Source organism: Mesoplasma syrphidae (assembly GCF_002843565.1).
GTDB lineage: Bacteria > Bacillota_I > Bacilli_A > Mycoplasmatales > Mycoplasmataceae > Tullyiplasma > Tullyiplasma syrphidae.
Map to the genome: position 1 here is coordinate 848,832 of NZ_CP025257.1, position 20,204 is coordinate 869,035.

The following is a 20,204-nucleotide window of genomic DNA, read 5'->3' on the forward strand; positions in this document are numbered from 1 at the left end:
ATTTATTATTTTAGTTGTGCATTAGCACCAGAAACAATTTCAGAAATTTCTTGTGTAATTGCGCTTTGACGACGACGATTATATTTAATATTTAATTCATTTGACAAGTCTTCTCCATTGTTTGTAGCGTTTTCCATTGCCAGCCTTCTGGAAGCTTGCTCTGAAACTTGTGATTCAACAATTGTTCCGAATAAAATAGTGTTTAAAAACATGTTTACTGTTGTTTCTAAAATTACTTCTGCACTTGGTTCAAATAAAACTTCACCTTTATAACTTGATTCCAAATTATCACTTTTAATAATCGGAAATAATCTTAATGCTGTTGGCTCAAATGTGACGTTATTTATGAATTTTGTATAAACTATTTTAATTTCATCGAATTCTCCGCTTGTATATCATGACATAATGTCATTTCCCATTTCACGAGCTTGTTGGTTGGTAAATGTAATATCTACATCAATTCTTTGATCTTTAATTTTGGTTTTACGATTTTTATAAAATGCAACTGCTTTTGTTCCAATAGCATAAACTTCATCATTTTCTTTTAAGTTATTGACAACAAGCTTATTAATATTTTGGTTATATCCACCACATAGTCCTAAATTTGAATTAATAACTATTCACAAAGTTTTTTTAATTTCGTTGTCTGATTTTTTTAGAAATACTGATTCATTACTCTGCTTAATAATATTATTAAAAACTGTATAGACTTCTGAAACATATTCCTGAGTTTCGACTACTCTTTTACCAATACGGCGTAATTTAGCACTGGCTACTAACTTCATAGCATTGGTAATTTTACCAATATTGTTAATAGCTATAATTTCTGCTTTTAATGCACTTAAATTTGCCATTAAATACCCAATTTACTAAATTCTTTTTTAGTTCCGTATATCTCTGGTTTGTAGTCTTGAATATTTTTAATTAATTTTAGAACTATCTTTTCAAGTTCGGTGCTGATTTGTGATGTTAGTTGATCATCAAACTCTTTAGTTTTAGCCAATTTGTTTCGCAGCTTTTTAGCAACAGTGTCTTGTTTAAAATGCAATAAAATCTCATTTTTTAATTCACTCATTAACTCGACAGGTAATCATTTAATTACATGTGTTTTAATTGCCAATAACAAGATTGCTTCATCAACTTGCTCCAAAGGTGAGTATTGACGTTGAATTAAAATTTGAATAATTCTTCATCCGTGATCTAATGTTGCTTTTGTAGTTTCATCCAAATCCGATCCAAATTTTGAAAAAGCCTCTAATTCATAGTAAAGTGCTAACTCTAATTTAAGAGTTCCTCCAACTTGTTTAATAGCTTTAATTTGTGCTGAAGAACCAACACGAGAAACAGAAGGTCCAATGTTAACAGCGGGTCTAATTCCCGCTTTAAATAAATCCCCTGACAAAAAAATTTGTCCATCAGTAATTGAAATTACATTAGTCGGAATATATGCTGAAATATCTCCTGCTTGAGTTTCAATAATTGGTAAAGCAGTAATTGAACCTCCACCAAACTTTTCGTTAACTCTTGCTGCACGCTCTAATAAACGTGAATGCAAATAAAATACATCTCCAGGATATGCTTCACGCCCTGGTGGACGTCTTAATAACAATGACATTTCACGATAAGCAACGGCGTGTTTTGATAAGTCATCATAAACAATTAAAACATCATCACCGTTTGCCATTCATTCTTCAGCAATTGTTACTCCAGTGTAGGGTGCTAAATACTGTAAAGGCGCTTGATCAGAAGACCCAGCATTAACAACTGTTGTATATTCCATTGCTCCATGTTTTTTAAGTTTTTCAACGACTTGAGCAATCGTTGAATCTTTTTGACCTATTGAAACATAAATACATTTAACATTTTTACCTTTTTGATTGATAATAGCATCAATTGCAATTGCAGTTTTACCAGTTTGACGATCTCCAATAATTAATTCACGCTGCCCTTTTCCAATTGGGATTGCGGCATCAATTGCTAAAATTCCTGTTTCCAGGGGTTCTGAAACTGATTTACGAGCCATCACTCCAGTCGCAATTTTTTCAACGGGACTTGTTTTGTTAGTAACAACTGCACCTTGATCATCGATTGGTTGTCCCAATGCATTAACAACACGCCCAATCATTGCATCACCAACTGGTGTTTCAACAACTTTACCTGATCTTTTGACCAAATCTCCTTCTTTAATTAGTGTGGTATCTCCAAGAATAACTGCACCAACTGCACCCTCTTCAAGATTTAAAACCATTCCAAAAATGTTATTTGGAAAAATTAAAAGTTCACCCATCATAGCTTTATCTAATCCGTAAATTAAAGCAACACCATCTCCTACAGTCGCAATTGAACCTTGTTCTGATTCAATTATTTCCTTACCGTAGTTTTTTATTTGTTTTTCAATTACTTCAGAGATTTCTTTAATATTTAAAGCCATTTTCTACCTCTTACTTTCTTTTAAGAACTTCATAACGCATTGCATCAAGTTGGCCTTTAACGCTCCCGTCAAAGATTTGATTATTAACAATTACCTGAAGCCCTCCAATTAATTTATTATCTATTTTGTTAACTAATTTTACATGTTTACCAATTTTTTTAGCAATCTTATTTTCAATGTCAATAATTTGTTTTTCGGAAATTTCTTTAGTCGATCAAATAACTCCATAAGTAATATCATGCAGAGCTGTTAAATTTTTACGTAAATGTTTTAAAATTGTTCTTGTGCTTGAAAAGGCTTTCATTTCTACAAGAATTTTCATAGCATTAAGAATATTTTCATTAATACCAAAAGCGCTAAAAGTTTCATCAATTATCTTAACCTTAGCAAGCTCATCATGATGACTTTTAATAGTTAAAATTTTTATAAAGTCTTCTTTTCCTTTTAAAGCATCAATTAAGGCATTGCTTTGTTCAATAAAATCATCAACTTTATTTTGTTCAATAGCAATATTTGTTAAAGCTGCGGCTCAATTTTTAACAACGTTTTCTTTTAAATTCATATTATTCCCTATCTAAATTCTCAATAAAATTTTCAATAATCTTTTCATTTTTGTTTTTATCAATTTCAGATTCTAGAATTTTTGAAGCGGCATCAAAGGCTACTTCAATAATTGTTTGCTTAATTTCTTCTTTAGCTTTAATTTTTTCTCTCTCAATTGAGCTTTTAGCATGATTTTGAATATTACTTGCCTCAGATGCGGCATTTTGTAAAATTTGCATTTTTTGAACTTCAGCATCAACTCTCGCATTCTTGACAATCAAAAGTGATTCTGATTTAGCTTGATTTAACAAGGCCTCCGCCTTTTTAACATCTTTGTTAGCAATTAGCTGCTTTTCAACAGCATCGTCTAATAACTCATTAATCTTTGCTCGACGGTTATTAATTGTTTTTCTAAATGGCTTATAAACCAGTTTCGAAAGAATAATAACAATGACAATAGTTGCTAAAGCATGTGCAATAAAGTTTGGTAAATTTGGAAACAACATTCCAACAATTTCTGGAACTCCAGGAGTTGAAGGTGTTTCTGCTAATAAATTTAAAACCATATTTCAGCCTTCCTTCTAATTTTATTTGTCAGTTTTTAATTTAAAATTAAGCAACAAAAATTAGCAGAATTGCAATAACCAAAGCGTAGATAGCTCCTGATTCAGCAATTCCTGCTGCAATAATCATTGTCGAAGTAATTTTTGAAGCCATTTCTGGATTTCTTCCGATTGCCATACAAGCTCCTTGACCAACTTGTCCTTGACCAATTCCAGCTCCCATAAATCCAATTGATGAAACACCTGCACCTAAGAACTTTAATCCTTCTCCAATAGTATTGTCGGCTAATAATGTTGGTATAACCGCTGCAATTGAACTAAATAAATTTGCATAAACGTTTACCATTAAATTTGTAAATAACATAATAATCTCCTTTTTAAACTGTTTGAACAGTACCTCTATTTTTTAATTCAATAAGTTTTGAGCTTTTTCGAGCTCTTGTTGTTGTAGTTAAGTCATCTTCAGTTAAATCACCCATTGCCTCTGATCAATATGATAACGTCAACATTATGAATACGATTGATTGAATGACAGCGTCAAATAAATCAAAATACATATGCAAAAATGGTGTAACTACTGTTGTAAATATATTTAGTCCTGATCAGAAATAAATATATTGTTGTTTTCATGTATCTGGTTGATACATAGGATTTCAAAAATCTCAGTTGGGTCATATGTGACCATCAACTGTAGATGTTCCCCCTCAACTAGCTTGCATCCCAATAAACAAGGCATAAACTAACCCCATTATTATTGATCCACCTAGTAAATTTCCAAATAAACGAAATGAAATTGAAAGCAGTGGTGTAAATTGAGTAAAAATTTCAATTGGGTTAAGATAGCGTTTTAAGTATGCAGCTTTTTGATATTTAAAACCAAAATAATAAATCATAACAAAAGTTACAAAACCCATCGATAATGTAACTGTATAAGAAGTTGTTTGTGATTCTATTCCTAGTAAAGCAAACAATGATCCTACACAAATATACAAAATAATAAACATTGCATAAGGGGTCAAAACACGATACTTTCGACCCATTATTGAAACAACTAAATTTTCTACAGAACTTACAAACATATCTACTAAAACTAAAAAACCACTTAATTCTTCGCCCTCTTTATGAGCACGAATTTTCACGTTATAAATAATTGATATTGTACAAATAACGATTGTTGTAAGAATGATTGATGTTAGTTGGTTAGATAATGCTCAAAGATTCCCTTCAATTTCTTCTTTAAGCGAAGTAAATAGCATTACTTTCCCCCTTCTTTTTTTCCTCCAAACAGAGAATTTATATTTTAGGAAACTAAACTCTCCTTTTCAGCGACTTCTTGTTTAAGCAATATTCCACTTAAATACGATAAAGCTATAACTGGAATCATTCCAATCAAAACTCCACCATAAAAAAATGGTGTTGTTGGAAGTAAAAACGCTAATAGGAATGGAACAACATATACTCCGATACGCACTAAATACATAAAATAATACAAATAATGATTTTCCGTTTTTAACAAAATTTTAACTGAAAGTAGTATTAGTATAATTGCAACTACTGTTGTAATTTCACCAAGAATAAGTCCTGTAAGTCAATTTCAGCCAATTGTTTCTGTACCAACCAAGATTGCAATAACAATTAACGATATTAAACTTATAATTGCAAAAATTCATAATACTTTCTTGTTTTCCTTTAGTCTTTCTTTAATCTTTATTTGCTTGTACATTCACACCTCTTCCGATATATTTATCCATTGTAAATATTTTACTCCTCTTTTTTAGTTAGTATTAACCTTTTTACAGGCAATAATTTTTTTCCAATAAAAAAAATACCAAGCGGTATTTTATTCTATTTTTATTTAGTTCCAAATATACGATCTCCAGCATCTCCTAATCCCGGAACAATGTAACCTTTTTCATTTAACTTTTCATCTAAGCAAGCCGCATATACTTCGACTTCAGGATGTCTGTGTGCTAATTTTTTTAGTCCTTCTGGGACTGCTACAAGGCAAACAAATTTAATGTTTTTAGCTCCCCATTGTTTAACAATATCAATTGCTTTAATTGCGCTTCCTCCAGTTGCCAACATTGGATCAACTATTAATGTGTAGCTATTTTCAATATCTGTAGTAGTTTTAGCAAAATATTGATGTATTTCTAGTGTCTCTTCATCACGGTATAACCCAATATGAGCAATTCTAGCTGTTGGTATTAACTTTTGAATTCCATCTAACATTCCAATTCCAGCTCTCAAAATTGGCACTAAAACAATTGGCTGTTCAATTGTATATCCAACTGTTTTTTGAATTGGAGTTTCAATTTCAATTTTTGTTAACGGAATATCTCTACAAATTTCATAAACCATTAATTGAGCAATTTCATTCAAGTTTTCTCTAAAATCTTTTGACGATGTATCTTGCTTGCGCATACGAGTAAGTTTATCAATAATAAGCGGATGTTTTAGTTCTGTAAATGGCATAGTAGTTCCTCTTTTCTTTTTAAAAGTAATGTTATAAAAAAAACTTGCAAAAAGCAACCAAAATGGTTGCCAAAAAATTATTAGTATTTAAGATTAGGATAAATTGGAAAACGATCACAAAGACTTAAAACTTCTTGTGACAACTTTTCTATATTTTCAGATGATTGATCTTTTAAAGCACTGGCAATAATTTCTCCAACTTGAATAAACTCAGCTTCCTTAAATCCACGTGTAGTCATAGCTGGTGTCCCAACTCTAATGCCTGATGTATGAAAAGGTTTTTCTTCATCAAATGGAATCATATTTTTATTAGTAACGATTCCTATTTTCTCAAGAATTTTTTCTGCCTGACGACCAGTCACTCCAAAAGCTTTTTTAACTTCTAGATTAATTAAGTGATTGTCTGTTCCACCAGCAATTAAACGCATTCCGTTTTTTTCTAGTGATGTTGCAAATGCTTTTGCATTTGCAATTACTTGTGCAGCATATACTTTAAATTCAGGAGTGTCAACTTCAGTCAGTGCTTGAACTTTACCTGCAATTAAATTTTCCAATGGACCTCCTTGAATTCCTGGAAATACTGCCGAATCAATTTTTTTTGCAAATTCTTCTTTACATAAGATCATCCCTCCACGAGCTCCTCTTAATGTTTTATGTGTTGTAGTTGTTACGATATCGGCATATTCCATCGGGTTTGGATGTACACCTGCAGCAACTAAACCCGCAATATGTGCCATATCAACCATTAGCAATGCTCCAACTTTATCAGCGATTTCCTTAAATTTTTTAAAATCAATTGTTCTTGAATATGCACTTGCACCAGCAACAATTAGTTTTGGTTTATGTGTCAATACTACCTTTTCAACTTCTTCAAAATCAATTTGCTCAGTTTTTTTGTTAACACCATAAAAAGCAAAATTGTAAGCACTTCCAGAAAAGTTTATTGGATATCCATGAGTTAAATGTCCACCAGCATCAAGACTCATTGAAACAATTTTATCTCCATAATTTAAAATAGCACGGTAGGCTGCTTCGTTTGCTTGTGACCCTGAATGTGGCTGCAAATTTGCATGATCGGCGTTAAAAATTTTTTTTGCCAAATCAATACCCATTTGTTCGATCTTATCAATGTATTCACAGCCACCATAATAACGTTTTCCTGGATAACCCTCAGCATATTTATTAGTTGCAATTGATCCGCTACATGTTAAAACTGCCTCTGATACATAGTTTTCAGAAGCTATTAGTTCAATATGATTTTGTTGACGTTTAAGTTCACTATTTAGCATTTCACTTATTTTTTTGTTAACAGTATTCATTAATAGTCCCTACTCTTTCTGCATGTCTTCCGCCTTCAAACTCAGTTTTCAAAAAAACATCAACTAATTTAATTGCTTTATCAACTGCAATTAATCTTGCCCCTGTTGCAATTACATTACAATCATTATGTTGTCTTATTAATTCAGCTGTTTGTGTCTCATAAACTAGACCAGCTCTAATGCCTTGAACTTTGTTTGCTGCAATGCTAATTCCAATTCCAGTTCCACAAAGAGCAATTCCGCGTGAACCTTTATCTTCAACAACTGCTTTTCCTAAGTTTATTCCATTTAATGAATAACTACACGATAGACCATCATTATTACCCATGTCAATAACTTCATATTTCAATTCTTGCAAATGCTTGACAATTGCTTGTTTCATTTCAATCGCTGTGTGATCATTTGTAATATAAATCTTTTTGCTCATAGTTTTACCTAACCCTTCTAAAATATATTTTACCTTTTAAATAAATTTTTCATATTTTATTTGTAACATTTTAAAAGTTGTTTTTCAATTTAAAATTTTATGTCTCTTATTGTATTAAAAAACGGGAGCAACCCGTTTTTTAATATTACATAAAATACAATTTATATAGTAATTTTTTTTAAGTAAGCCGCAACTCCTTGATCTTGTGCACTTAAAGTAACTTCATAAGCCAATTCTTTAATTTCTGGAATTGCATTGTCAACAGCAATTGCATATTTTAAGTTTTTAAAAACTTCATAATCATTATGTTGATCGCCAAAATAAACAACATTGTTTAAACCAATATTTTGCTTTTCTTCATTATTAATAATTTTTAAAAGAGAAATAATACCCTGATATTTATTTGGACCAGCAATACTGAAATCAACTCCATCCGGACTAAACCATGTGGCATAAATATTAAGATTTGGGAAATCATTTTCAATCATATTAACAACTAATTCTTTATCTTTTGGCTTAACATTTTTTAATGTAATTTTTGGACATTTTTCAATTTCTTGAAGAACACTGTCTGTCAATAATACACGATTTAAATGCGCATCTTTACTTAAACCTAAACCAATCATAAAGTTGCGGTATTCGCTACTTGAATAATAAATAGTTTGTAAATCGTATGATGTGATATCATAAATTAACTCAAGATTTTTAATTTTATTAATAATCTGATTTGTTGTTTTATTGTCAAAATAAGTTGATACCTTGCATTCATTTGTTAAATAATTATGAATTGCATTTCCATTTGATACTATAATATATTTATTTATATTTGAAATAGGGCTAATATTTTCAATAGAGTTTTTCATTTCAAATGGTAAATTTCCGGTATTTAAAACAAAATAGACTCCGTCATTAATAACTTTTCTAATTGCTGCAACATCATCGCTTTGAACAATCACATTGTGTCCGTCTCTAAGAGTTCCATCAAAGTCACTTATAACTATCTTTATTTCATCATTGTTAATTTTTAGCATATTTATTCTCTTAACTTCTAGCCTATTTTAGGTCCTAATCTATATTTTCACCATTAGTGCTGATTACTTTTTGATATCAATAAAACGAGTCTTTACGATATCTTTTCAAATCTTTTAAGTCTTTTTCATCTCGGTTAACATAAATGAATCCATAGCGTTTTGATATTCCCTGGTGAGTTGAAACTAAGTCAATAGCACTTCATGGATTATAACCAAATAAATCAACACCATCATTAATAATGTCAGGAATTTGCTTGATGTGTTGTCTTAAATACTCAATTCTATAATCATCGTGAATTTTGCCATCACTTGTTAGGACATCTTTCGCACCTAACCCATTTTCGGTAATAATAATTGGCAAATCATATCTTGTTTTTAATGCTCGACATGTCATCCTAAAGCCGATTGGATCTATTTCTCATCCATACTCGGTTTTCTCTAAATGTTCATTAGTAGCTGACTGAAACATATTTTCAAGATTAAATCCCATTTGTTGATCACCCACTATGTATTCTTTGTCGCTAGTAGGTGCCTCCACTGTCATTGTACTATAATAGTTAAAAGCAATGAAATCAATTTTTACAGATTTTAATAAATCCATATCTTCTTGAGTAATTTTGATATCGTAGCCATTATCTGATCAAAAATTAAGAAGAATCTGATCATAAGTTCCTTTGGCTAAAATATCAATATAAATTCAGTTTCTAATTAAATTAGCGGTATCTGCTGCCAAGACATCATTTGGCTTTGAAGTTTTAGGATAGACATATGAGATATTCGGTGCTGGTCCTATTTTAGCATTTGGGCACATTTTTCTTAATAATTGAATTGCCAATGCTTGGGCAACATTCATGTTGTGAAAAATTTGGTACATCTTTGTGCCTTCATCAACACCAGTTTTTTGTCTTTTAAGAATATGTCCAAACAAAATAACCATGTTTTGCTCATTAATGGTTTGTCAATATTTTACTCTATCACCAAACTCTTTAAACAAGACTTCACAAAATTTTGTATATGAATCTAAAATTAGTTCCTTGTTATTTCATCCTCCAAGATCTTCTAAACCCTGAGGTAAATCAAAGTGATGAATTGTAACTAGGGGTTCAATATTATACTTAATTAATTCATCAATTAGCTTATTGTAAAAGTCAATTCCTTTTTCGTTTGGTTTTTTATCCATACCTGTTGGAAATATTCTTGTTCAATTAATAGAAAATCTATATGATTTAAATCCCATTTCTGCCATCAAGGCAACATCTTCTTTATAATGATGGTAATGATCAGCTGCAACTTTGAAATCAGTTATACCATCAAAATTTAGTTCTGCAATAAACCCACCAGCATTTGCATCTTGAACAGAAGGACCTTTTCCATCTGCATTTCATCCACCTTCAACTTGATAAGCACTAGTCGATGCTCCTCATAAAAAGTTTTTTCCTATTTTCTTTTTCATATTTTACCTATTTCTTTCTTAATGCTTTTTTGTCAATTTCATTTATTAATGATTCATTGATCATGTAATTAATATCTAATGAATGAATAGCATTTCAATATCAAGTGTTTAAATTCTTGAGCTCAGAATTTTTAGCGCTTATTGAAATGTCATCTAAATTTATCTCAATTTTACTAAATACTTGCTCTTGTCAATTTTTAAGTCAAAGCATATTACGATTATTCTGTTCATTTAATAGCTCTAATTTTTGTTCCAATTCATTTACTTTTTGATTGTCGCTCAGCATTTCAAATTTTGTAAGTAATTCGTTAATTGCATCTTCATCCTGAACATTTTTAGTATGCATAATTTTAACTTTTTTAATAATTGCAGCTTTTTCTTTTTCATTATTAATAATAGCTTTTTCTAATTGAACTCCTACAGTAGTAATTTTTACTAACTCGTTTTCAATTAACTTAATTTTATCAATATCAGCAATAGTTACCAAACTTTCAATTGCTTGCAAATGAGGCTGCAATGCTTCTTTAGCTTCATTTTTTTTAATTCCCAATGACAAACTATAATAACCAATCAGCATTTTGTTTATTTTGCTAATTTCTTTTTTCTCATTTTTTCTTTCCTCATACATAAAGTAAGAAAAAACAATTCCACATGGTATAACACCTAAATTTATTACTAGCCAAAGTACTGTATTTAAAACTAATGAATTGGGAATTCCAGTAAAAATATTGTTGACTGATTGTATTAATCCTTCTGTCACTGGTTCGCCCATTGCTCCGGTAAACCCAAAGATTCCTAATCCTCCTGGTATTCTAGCCTCAATTGCCAACATTCCAGATATTAATCCAAATATTCCAGAAGCTATTATTCCTGCCAAGAATGGTCTTCATTTTGGTAAATTTATTCCATATAATATAGGCTCAGTAACTCCTACAATTGCTCCAGGAATAGTAGCAATTGAAGCAACTCTAAGTTTTAAATTTTTAGTTCTTACCGCTACCCCAATTACAGCTCCTAATTGAGCAAATACTGCTATATTGAGTGCTAACAAAGTTGAAGGAATCCCTTGGGCAACATTAATACCAATTGGCATAAATACTGCTACATGCATTCCAGTCAATACTAAAGGCTGCCAAACAATGCAAAAAATCATAACTCCAATTCCAAACGGAATTTTTGTTGCCAAATTGACAACATAAGCAATTCCTTGCTCAATAATATACAGTATTGGACCAAACACAAAAAATACTGCTGTATATACTATTATAAAACTTAGCAATGGACGAAACAAAACATCAATGGTTGTTGGCATTCATGTTTTAATTCAACGATCTAAATAAAATAGTAGGAATGCACTTACGATATGGGGGATTATTGATGTTGTGTACATTCCTGCTTTTACTATAAATCCATTAATGTTAAATATTACTAATTCCGGTAAATTTCCTTGCCCTAATGTAGCTCCCGCAATTGCAAGAGAAACAAATAACTGCATTATTGTTGAACCACCTAGTCATTTCATTGTATTATATCCAATAAAAATTCCTAGCAGTTTAAGACCAGTTTCAGCAGCAATGTTGATAAAGGCACTAAATGTGTCAACATCCATATTTATTGGGCCACCTGCTCCAATGCCCATATCAACAATTACACCGCTAAGAACTAATATGGCTTTTAAACCCATTAACAATCCTGCAGTCATTAGTATAGGCAATCCTGGAAGAATAATTGAAGTTACTGCAACCATAAATCTCTTAATCTTTGGTTGTTTTTTTGTATTTATTGCTGTTGTACCCAAAGACAACTTTGTTACATAGTTTTCAACAGCGTCTTTTACTTTATATACTTCTCCTCCAATTACTATTTGACATTGATTGCCAGCTCAAACAACTCCCTTTACAATTGGAATTTTTAAAATTGCTGTTTCATCTACCAAATCTCTATTTTTTATTTCAAAACGAAGTCGTGTCATACAATTAAAGACTTTAACATAGTTTGAATTTGTTCCTACCAACTCATAAATTTTTTCTGCAACCAGTTCATATTTTCCTTTTGTGTTAAGCAATATTTGGACTTTTTCAGCGGTAGTCAATTCTTTTGTAATATTGCTTTTTGCTTCAAAAATATATTCACCAATTGGCTCACCATGCTTAACTAGACCAGTTTTTGTTAACCTAAACTTATAGCTGCTATTTAAGTTTGTATCCATAACTATTGGAGTGTTTTTTGAAATATTTCTTTGTTCAATTAAGTCAAAATCTACTTCAACGATTGCAGTTTTTAAGTCAACTTTTGAATTACTGGATATTTTCGTTTTAAAAGGTGAACCATTTAAATTAACTGTATCTAAACCGATATGCATTAAAATATTTATGCCATCTGATGTTTCAAAAAAATATGCATGCTTGGTATCAAAAATTTGCCCTAGCTTACCAGTTTTTACTGGAGAATAAAAAACATTTGACTTTGGTTCAATGTAGCAACCTTCACCAAGCATATTTTCTGAAAATACACCATCATTCAGCTCTTTTAGGCTTTTAACAAATCCGTCAACAGGTGCGTATATAGTTATTTTTTTCATATTTTCCTACCTTCCTACATTTTTAAAATAACTTATTGAGGACAATAAGTACGACAAAAAAAACAAAAGTGAACAACTTCACTTTTAATGATTTTATTTATTGTAGTTCTGTAGCAATTTGCAAAATTATATAATTCAATAAAACTTTCCTGATTTCAGGCATATGTGGCAGCAACTGATGATCAATGACAATTTTTTCGCTACTTTCATTAAATTTAAAAGTTTTTGAATGAGACAAAAAAACACAATGAGAAACTTCTTCCTGTTTAAGATTGTCGTAAATCTTTTCTAATCCTTTTGTATCTTGTCCTGAAACAATAAAAATTACGAAATCATTTTTAGTGATACTTTTATGAATTTGAAAGTTGTATAACATTACTTCTGAATAAACGACATTGATATTTTTAAGTAAGAAAATATCATGCATACTTTTTGCTTCACTAAATGCAATATAGCTTGAAAAAATGAAAACTTTTCGGCTTTTTAAAATGTTATTGGCTATTTTTTTGATAATGGTTTTATAAACTCTAAAATCATAAATTGCTTGAACTATGCGTTCTTCTATATTATCATAATGAGTTCCATTAAAAAGAATTTCATTTTTGCAAATATCTCTACGATCATGAATTTCCATTTTTAATTTCGTTTGCAGTTCACGATACCCAGAAAAGCCAAGTTGCTTAGCAAACTTGGTAACACTTGATTGAGCAACAAAACATTTATTTGCCAATAGCTTAATATTTAAAACTTCTTTTGTTTCAAAAGCCTTTAATAACTCTTCAGAGATACTTTTTGAAACAGTATTTTTTTGTGATGTTGAAATAATAAAAATACTATCTAAAATTGAATTCATATGTCTCCTTTAAAATAGCTGCAATACTTTTAAAATATAAAAAGTTAAAAGACTATCGTTATAATATTACTCCAAAACTTTTGACTTATTTTGTTATACTAATTGTGACAAGAACTTTAAGGATAAGGAGATTTTATGCACTACCATATAAATAAGGCTGAATTTGATGTTTTAGTAGCACGTGGTTGACAAGTTATAGATGTACGTGATCCTTATGAATTAGTTTCATATGGAAAATATGAACCTTCTCTCAATATTCCTTATCCAAAAATTATTACTAATCGTGAAACATTATTTCCTGATAAAGATTCTCGATTAATTATTATTTGTAATTACGGTAATCGTTCAGGACTGACCGCTCGTCATTTTCAACAGCAAGGTTATGAAAATGTTTATGTTCTAGAGCGCGGATTACAAGAACTATCATAAAAGTAAAAATTATTATGAATTTTATGAAAAACATCCTAGTTGATGTTTTTTTTAAACATGTTTTTTGAGACACGTCAATAATAAAATTTAATCGCCCCTAAAAATAAGATTGGCGATGCCGCTAAGGAAAATCAAATATCAGTAGGTCAATGAAACATTTGAATCATTAATCCCATTGTACAAATTATTACAAATACTGCTGTTACTGTAGTATAAATTTTTGAACGATATTGAATGTTGTATTGCACTTTTCTTCACCGGTAAAATAAAAAAAGTATACTGTGGCAAATCAAATTGTGTAAGAAAACATATGACCTGATGGAAAGTCCATATCCCAATAGTGGTCTTTATAATCAATTCATACATTTTCGGGAATTGTAAATCAATTAATTCAATTTTTAAAAAAATTATTTGGCTGTCATCATTCATAGTATTGAGCATTACTATATTTACCGATTCCCTGAGGGTTAAAGTCTCATCCATAATACTGAAATAATGCTTCAATGGAAAGATCCGAATTTAAGCCTTGCTTAGTTGCATTTTCTTTAGTTCATCCAACGTTCATATACAATGGACGCCCAGAAATGTGTTTTAAAATTATAACCATCATATAAGCAAATATACAATAAATCATAATGACAACAGCTGGTTGTATATAGTTGCTTGTTGTAATTTTATTATTTGATAATCTTGGTACAAAAAATAGAAACAAAATTAAAAACTGAGCTATTACTACAATAAAAGACAATATTAAGTCTACAATTCCTGTAGCAAAAGTTGTTGACAAAAATTTAATATCAATATTTTCAAAAGTCGCTGGACCTATCAAAGCTGCAGCAAAATTATTAAAATAGTCAATAATTTGTTTTGTTGACTTACCAAATAAAAAGGAGAAAAGAATTAGCGAATATATAGTAAAAAATATGATAACTATTTTTTTTCGATGTAAATATGTTCGTTTTAAAAATTTTCATTTTTTTTCATTTTCTAAATAAAATAAAGTGATAATAGTTAGACACGTCGGTAGCAATAAACTTGGTATAAGTAGGTTTCCCAATTTATAAGTTACTATAGCACTAATTTTAAAAAAAGATATTTTGAAAAAAGCGACAAAAAATTCTGCAATTTTGATGTCCAAAAAAGAGCTAACAATAAAAAATATCACAGAAATAAAAACTGTAACTGTTAAAAAAATCTTGAAGTTGTTTTGACTTCGGAGTTTAATTTTGAAAGAATTTTTTGTTTTCATAATTTTAGTTTATCAAAAAAAAGATTACTTTGTTGAATACGAGTTCTTCATTAAATTGAAACTTCCAATTTGGAATTATTTTTTTGAGAAGTATAATGTTTTTAAAAAGACGGGTCCCTTGGACATTAGTTTCTACAAGTTTTTTGGCATTTTTAAAATACGGTAATATAATCAGTTCTGTGCAAACAAAAAACGGCTATGCCGTTTTAAAATTGACTTTTAATTTCCTCAAAATCTTATAATTATTCCAATTGTTGTTGCTGCTCCTAAGGGTAACAAGACCGGAATTCAAGCAAACTCTCATTGTGCTTTTACTTTATTCTTAAAGGGCATAAAGTGATACAAAATTCTTAAGGTCAAATCTTTTGTTGGATTAATTCCACCAGCAGTTGTTCCTCCAAATGCTAAGCAAATTGCTGTAACCAAGATAAATAAAAACATAAATGAAGTTCCATTAAGAATAATGGCCTTATTTCCTAAAGAGCCAACCATAAATGAAAATCCTACTAAAAATATTGCCATAGATAAATACTCATTTGCCATACTTACACGCTTATGTCCAACACGTGGACTTGAGCAATGAACAACCAAAAGATTCACTGCTAGTCCCTTTTCGATAGTCATTTTCATATTGGCTCAGTACAAAATGTAAACCAATATTTGACCAGCAATGAATCCCAAAATTTGGCCTGTAAAATATATTGGTATCAGTCCGTAAGGTCCAACATATTTTTCTCATCCGCCAACAATATACATTAAGGTAATTGCAAAGTTAATGTGAGCTCCACCGTTCACTTTTGCACTAATTAATAACGCGATCGTCACAGCAACTACAACAGCTGCAGCTCAACCAAAACTAACAGATAAAGCCATCCCTTTATTTTTAAATCCATTAGTTCCTTTTAAAAAAATATTACACATTATTGCTCCACCAAGTAGAGTTAATAAACCACTGCCTACAAATTCTGCTAAAAAATGAATATGTCAGTTTTGCATATTTTCCTTTCTCTGTGTGTTTTTACACATTATTCGAATTATATAAAAATTCAGTTTTTATTGCAATAAAAAAATAGACCAAAGTCTATTTTTTACTAATATTCATTTTTATGGTAATCTTCACCAATAGCCATTACTTCTTCAGCTCCAGTTAATCCAGTTCCAGCAGGAATTAAATTACCTAACATAATGTTTTCTTTCAGACCTTCAAGTTTATCTTCTTTTCCGTGAATAATTGCCTTTGTCAATACTCGAGCAGTATCTTGGAATGAAGCAGATGATAATCATGATTCTGATTCTAATGGTGCCTTTTTAATACCAAATATTTGTGCTTTAGCCAATGGCGGTTGTTTACCATTTACAATAGCATCAGCAATTGCTTCTTTATAGGCTTGAATTGTAATAATTTCTCCAGGCAGCAATTCTGAATCTCCAGAATCCATGACTTTAACTTTATTCAACATTTGCTTAACAATAATTTCAATATATTTATCTGAAATTTCAATTCCTTGTAATCGATAAACCTTTTGAACTTCTTTTAAGATGTAATTTTGAACGTCTTCGATTCCTGAGAACTCCAATAATTGATGTAAATCAATTGCTCCTTCAGTTAGTTTTTGACCACTTCTTACAACAGAACCTTCTTCAACTCTTAAAACAGCGTTAAAGTGAGTTTTGTATTTTCTAACATCTTCGTTAGCACCAGCTACAGTTATTGTATAAATTCCTTCATTGTCTTCAACTTCTGTAACAACTCCCGAAATTTCAGAAATAATTGCAACAGATCCCTTTGGCGTAGTTACGTCAAGCAATTCTTTAATACGTGGTAATCCTTGAGTAATATCTGCATTACCAGCAACTCCCCCCGTATGGAAGTTACGCATTGTAAGTTGTGTTCCGGGTTCCCCAATTGATTGGGCAGCAACAACTCCTACAGGCTCCCCAATTCGTACCAATTGACCAGTTGCCAAGTTACGTCCGTAACATCTTTGACAAACACCTTTTTTATTGTCACATGTTAAAACTGAGCGAATTAAAACAGTTTTAATTCCAGCAGCTGTAACCGCATTTGCCAATTCAGTTGTAATTAGCGTATTTTCTGGAACAATTATATTTCCATTTTCATCTTCAATATTCTCATAACTGAAGCGACCATTTAAACGGTCTTTCAACGGAACAATAATATTGTCATGTTTTGTATCAACAATAGCTGATACTGAATATCCTTTGTTTGGCTGACAATCCTCGTTATTAACAACAATTTCTTGTGAAACATCAACTAAACGACGAGTCAAGTAACCTGAATCGGCAGTTTTTAAAGCAATATCAGCCATTCCCTTACGCGCTCCGTGAGTTGATACGAAGTATTCAGAAACTGTTAGTCCTTCACGGAATGATGATTTAATTGGAATTTCTTTAATATCCCCTTTAGTATCGTTCATCAGTCCACGCATTCCTACAAGTTGAGTAAAGTTAGATACATTTCCACGAGCTCCAGAATCAGCCATTACGAAAACAGGGTTCTTAACATCTTGACGTAAAACTTTTTCCAATTCTTTTTGAATGTTATCTTTAACTGCAGATCAAACTTCAATTACGCGACGTTTTTTCTCATTAGCAGTTAACATTCCCATATGGTAGAATTCGGTAATTTGAGCAACTTTTTTGTCAGCAGCTTGAAATTCATCATATTTATGAGTAAAGGCAACAACGTCTCCAGCTGAAATTGTAGTTCCAGATTTTGTTGAAAATAAGAATCCCAAATCTTTCATGTTGTCCAACATTTCTGCTGTTTTTCTTGAACCATATTCATTAAAGTATTTTTCAATAATCAATGATAATTCTTTTTTCTTGATTGGCTGTTGGATATTAGTTTTGGCAATAACTTCATTAATATCAATTCCAAAATCAAAAATAAATTCATTAACAGCTTCTTTAGCTGAATTAATTTTTGGTGAGTTAATTCATGGGAATTCATTATTAAAAATTTTGTTGAATAAAATTTTACCAACTGTTGTTAATAAATATCCCTGACGTTGTTCATCAGTAAATTTTTCAGCTGGTAGTGCTGATACAGCAATTCCAATTAAAGCATTTAGACTAATATTTTTTGTTTCATAAGCTCTAATTGCTTCACCAATTGTAGCAAACATCATTCCTTGACCTTTGACATCTTTTTCTTCAGTTGTTACATAATAATTTCCAAGAATAATATCTTGACCTGGAGTAACAATTGCTTTTCCATCTTTTGGTCCCAAAATTGCATTTGAACCTAACATTAACGCACGCGCCTCACCAATTGCTTCTTTAGTAATTGGAACGTGGACAGCCATTTGGTCTCCATCGAAATCGGCATTGAAAGCTGTAGTAACTAATGGGTGAAGACGAATTGCTTTTCCCTTAACTAATTTAGGTTCAAAAGCTTGAATTCCTAAACGGTGAAGTGTGGGTGCACGGTTTAACAATACTGGGCGATCTTTGATAACTTTTTCCAAAGCTTCTCAAACTTTTGGATCATTTTGTTGAATCATCTTTTCAGCTACTTTTACGTTTTCAGCAAAATCATGTTCTTGTAATCATTGAATTACAAAAGGCTTAAATAAAATAATTGCCATTTCTCTTGGTAAACCTGCTTGATACATTTTTAAATCTGGACCAATAGCAATAACTGAACGTCCTGAATAATCAACACGTTTACCTAATAGGTTTTGACGGAAGCGACCTTGTTTTCCTTTTAAAACTGAAGTTAATGATTTTAACGGACGTTTATCTTTTCCTTGAATTGGACGAGGCTTACGCTCATTATCCATTAAAGCATCAACAGCTTCTTGCAACATACGTTTTTCGTTGTTTACAATGATTGATGGCGCTCCCATTTCTTTAACTTTTCTTAAACGTTCATTTCTAATAATAATACGACGGTATAAATCATTAATTTCAGAAGTTGTGAAACGTCCTCCATCCAATTGAATAATTGGACGAATATCTGGTGGAATAACCGGAATTGTATGTAATACCATTCATTCAGGTTTTTGATTTGAACGTTTCAAGGCTTCTAAAACTTCTAGGCGTTTCATAATTCTTGTTTGATCAGCTGGAACTTTTTTATCTTTTAGCTCTTGTTTCAAAATTGCAATTTCTGATGGCATATCAATTGCTTTTAGCAAGTATTCAACAGCTTCTGCTCCAATTCCAAATTTTGCTTCTGTATATTTCGCAATTAATGCAGTTGCTTCATCGATTGAAAAAGGAATGTTTGGATTTGCTAGTTCTTCTAATAGACGAACTACTTTACGGTGATCTCTTAATGATTCATCATTAATAATTTCCATAACTTCTTGTAATGCCAATCCCAATTTTTCACGAGTTTTAGTAGCTTTGGTATTTCCTAGATCTAAAACTTCTTTTATTTTAAAGTATTTTGAATTACCAGCTTCTAAAACAATGTGTGAAACAAAGTAAACAACTTCTTCTAATTCTTTAGTTTTTAAATCTAATAAAGCCGCAATTCTTGAAGGCGCAACTTTTAACATTCAAATATGAGTAACAGGTTCTTCTAATTCAATATGGCCCATTCTTTCACGTCTAACAATTGATTCAGTTAGTTCAACACCACATTTTTCACAAATTTTTCCCTTATTCATTGGGTTAGCTTTTTTATATTTTCCACAAGAACATTCAAAGTTTTTTGTTGGTCCAAAGATTTTTTCATCAAACAAACCTTCACGTTCTGCTTTTAATGTTTTGTAGTTAATTGTTTCAGGCTTTTTAACTTCCCCGTGTGATCATGAACGGATAGTTTCTGGACTTGCTAATTCAATTTTAATTGACTTATTTTTTTTGTTAAATTCCAT

Annotated in this window: 18 protein-coding genes; 1 reads left to right on the forward strand and 17 read right to left on the reverse strand. The window is 30.8% G+C overall.

The window, feature by feature from the left end; translation table 4 throughout:
* Positions 1-5: 5 nt before the first annotated feature.
* The 14 genes from atpG to CXP39_RS03720 all read right to left on the reverse strand — a co-directional run bounded on the left by atpG (position 6) and on the right by CXP39_RS03720 (position 13,676).
* On the reverse strand, positions 6-854 hold the full coding sequence (gene atpG, locus CXP39_RS03655) for an ATP synthase F1 subunit gamma (protein WP_027048245.1): 849 nt from the start codon (positions 852-854) through the stop codon (positions 6-8).
* Positions 854-2,431 (reverse strand): F0F1 ATP synthase subunit alpha, encoded by a 1,578-nt coding sequence (atpA, locus tag CXP39_RS03660; protein ID WP_027048246.1) that lies wholly within the window; start codon positions 2,429-2,431, stop codon positions 854-856. The genes atpG and atpA overlap by 1 nt, the downstream gene beginning before the upstream one ends.
* A 10-nt stretch (positions 2,432-2,441) precedes the next feature.
* Positions 2,442-2,993 (reverse strand): F0F1 ATP synthase subunit delta, encoded by a 552-nt coding sequence (locus CXP39_RS03665; RefSeq protein ID WP_027048247.1) that lies wholly within the window; start codon positions 2,991-2,993, stop codon positions 2,442-2,444.
* Position 2,994: 1 nt separating this feature from the next.
* Complete coding sequence (gene atpF, locus CXP39_RS03670) at positions 2,995-3,540, reverse strand: F0F1 ATP synthase subunit B (RefSeq protein WP_027048248.1); 546 nt, start codon at positions 3,538-3,540, stop codon at positions 2,995-2,997.
* Positions 3,541-3,586: 46 nt separating this feature from the next.
* On the reverse strand, positions 3,587-3,901 hold the full coding sequence (gene atpE / locus CXP39_RS03675; protein ID WP_027048249.1) for an ATP synthase F0 subunit C: 315 nt from the start codon (positions 3,899-3,901) through the stop codon (positions 3,587-3,589).
* Between the two features lie 13 nt (positions 3,902-3,914).
* Entirely contained in the window at positions 3,915-4,793 is an 879-nt protein-coding gene (locus CXP39_RS03680; RefSeq protein ID WP_051591877.1) for a F0F1 ATP synthase subunit A, read from the reverse strand.
* A gap of 44 nt (positions 4,794-4,837) precedes the next feature.
* Positions 4,838-5,260, reverse strand: coding sequence for an MG406 family protein (locus tag CXP39_RS03685; RefSeq protein WP_027048250.1), 423 nt, complete (start codon positions 5,258-5,260; stop codon positions 4,838-4,840).
* A gap of 128 nt (positions 5,261-5,388) precedes the next feature.
* Positions 5,389-6,012: a uracil phosphoribosyltransferase gene (gene upp / locus CXP39_RS03690; RefSeq protein ID WP_027048251.1), complete on the reverse strand. Its 624-nt coding sequence runs from the start codon at positions 6,010-6,012 to the stop codon at positions 5,389-5,391.
* An 80-nt stretch (positions 6,013-6,092) separates the two neighbouring features.
* Positions 6,093-7,331: a serine hydroxymethyltransferase gene (locus CXP39_RS03695; RefSeq protein ID WP_027048252.1), complete on the reverse strand. Its 1,239-nt coding sequence runs from the start codon at positions 7,329-7,331 to the stop codon at positions 6,093-6,095.
* Positions 7,318-7,758, reverse strand: coding sequence for an RpiB/LacA/LacB family sugar-phosphate isomerase (locus CXP39_RS03700; RefSeq protein WP_027048253.1), 441 nt, complete (start codon positions 7,756-7,758; stop codon positions 7,318-7,320). Before CXP39_RS03700 ends, CXP39_RS03695 begins: the two co-directional genes overlap by 14 nt.
* A gap of 161 nt (positions 7,759-7,919) precedes the next feature.
* Positions 7,920-8,789: an HAD hydrolase family protein gene (locus CXP39_RS03705; protein ID WP_027048254.1), complete on the reverse strand. Its 870-nt coding sequence runs from the start codon at positions 8,787-8,789 to the stop codon at positions 7,920-7,922.
* Positions 8,790-8,823: 34 nt separating this feature from the next.
* Positions 8,824-10,242, reverse strand: a complete 1,419-nt coding sequence (locus tag CXP39_RS03710; protein ID WP_027048255.1) for a glycoside hydrolase family 1 protein — start codon at positions 10,240-10,242, stop codon at positions 8,824-8,826.
* Between the two features lie 7 nt (positions 10,243-10,249).
* A complete protein-coding gene (locus CXP39_RS03715; protein ID WP_027048256.1) occupies positions 10,250-12,823 on the reverse strand; it encodes a PTS sugar transporter subunit IIABC in 2,574 nt (857 codons plus the stop codon).
* A gap of 97 nt (positions 12,824-12,920) precedes the next feature.
* Positions 12,921-13,676 carry a MurR/RpiR family transcriptional regulator gene (locus tag CXP39_RS03720; protein WP_027048257.1) on the reverse strand — a complete coding sequence of 252 codons (756 nt, stop codon included), beginning with the start codon at positions 13,674-13,676 and terminating at the stop codon, positions 12,921-12,923.
* Between the two features lie 135 nt (positions 13,677-13,811).
* On the opposite strand from CXP39_RS03720, the gene CXP39_RS03725 reads away from it, so the two are divergent.
* Positions 13,812-14,105, forward strand: a complete 294-nt coding sequence (locus CXP39_RS03725) for a rhodanese-like domain-containing protein (protein ID WP_027048258.1) — start codon at positions 13,812-13,814, stop codon at positions 14,103-14,105.
* Positions 14,106-14,307: 202 nt separating this feature from the next.
* Here CXP39_RS03725 and CXP39_RS03730 read toward each other — a convergent pair whose 3' ends face one another.
* The 3 genes from CXP39_RS03730 to rpoC all read right to left on the reverse strand — a co-directional run bounded on the left by CXP39_RS03730 (position 14,308) and on the right by rpoC (position 20,204).
* Positions 14,308-15,354: a hypothetical protein gene (locus CXP39_RS03730; protein ID WP_027048259.1), complete on the reverse strand. Its 1,047-nt coding sequence runs from the start codon at positions 15,352-15,354 to the stop codon at positions 14,308-14,310.
* Positions 15,355-15,573: 219 nt separating this feature from the next.
* Positions 15,574-16,350, reverse strand: a complete 777-nt coding sequence (locus CXP39_RS03735) for an aquaporin (protein ID WP_027048260.1) — start codon at positions 16,348-16,350, stop codon at positions 15,574-15,576.
* A gap of 95 nt (positions 16,351-16,445) precedes the next feature.
* Positions 16,446-20,204 (reverse strand): DNA-directed RNA polymerase subunit beta', encoded by a 3,759-nt coding sequence (gene rpoC / locus CXP39_RS03740; protein WP_027048261.1) that lies wholly within the window; start codon positions 20,202-20,204, stop codon positions 16,446-16,448.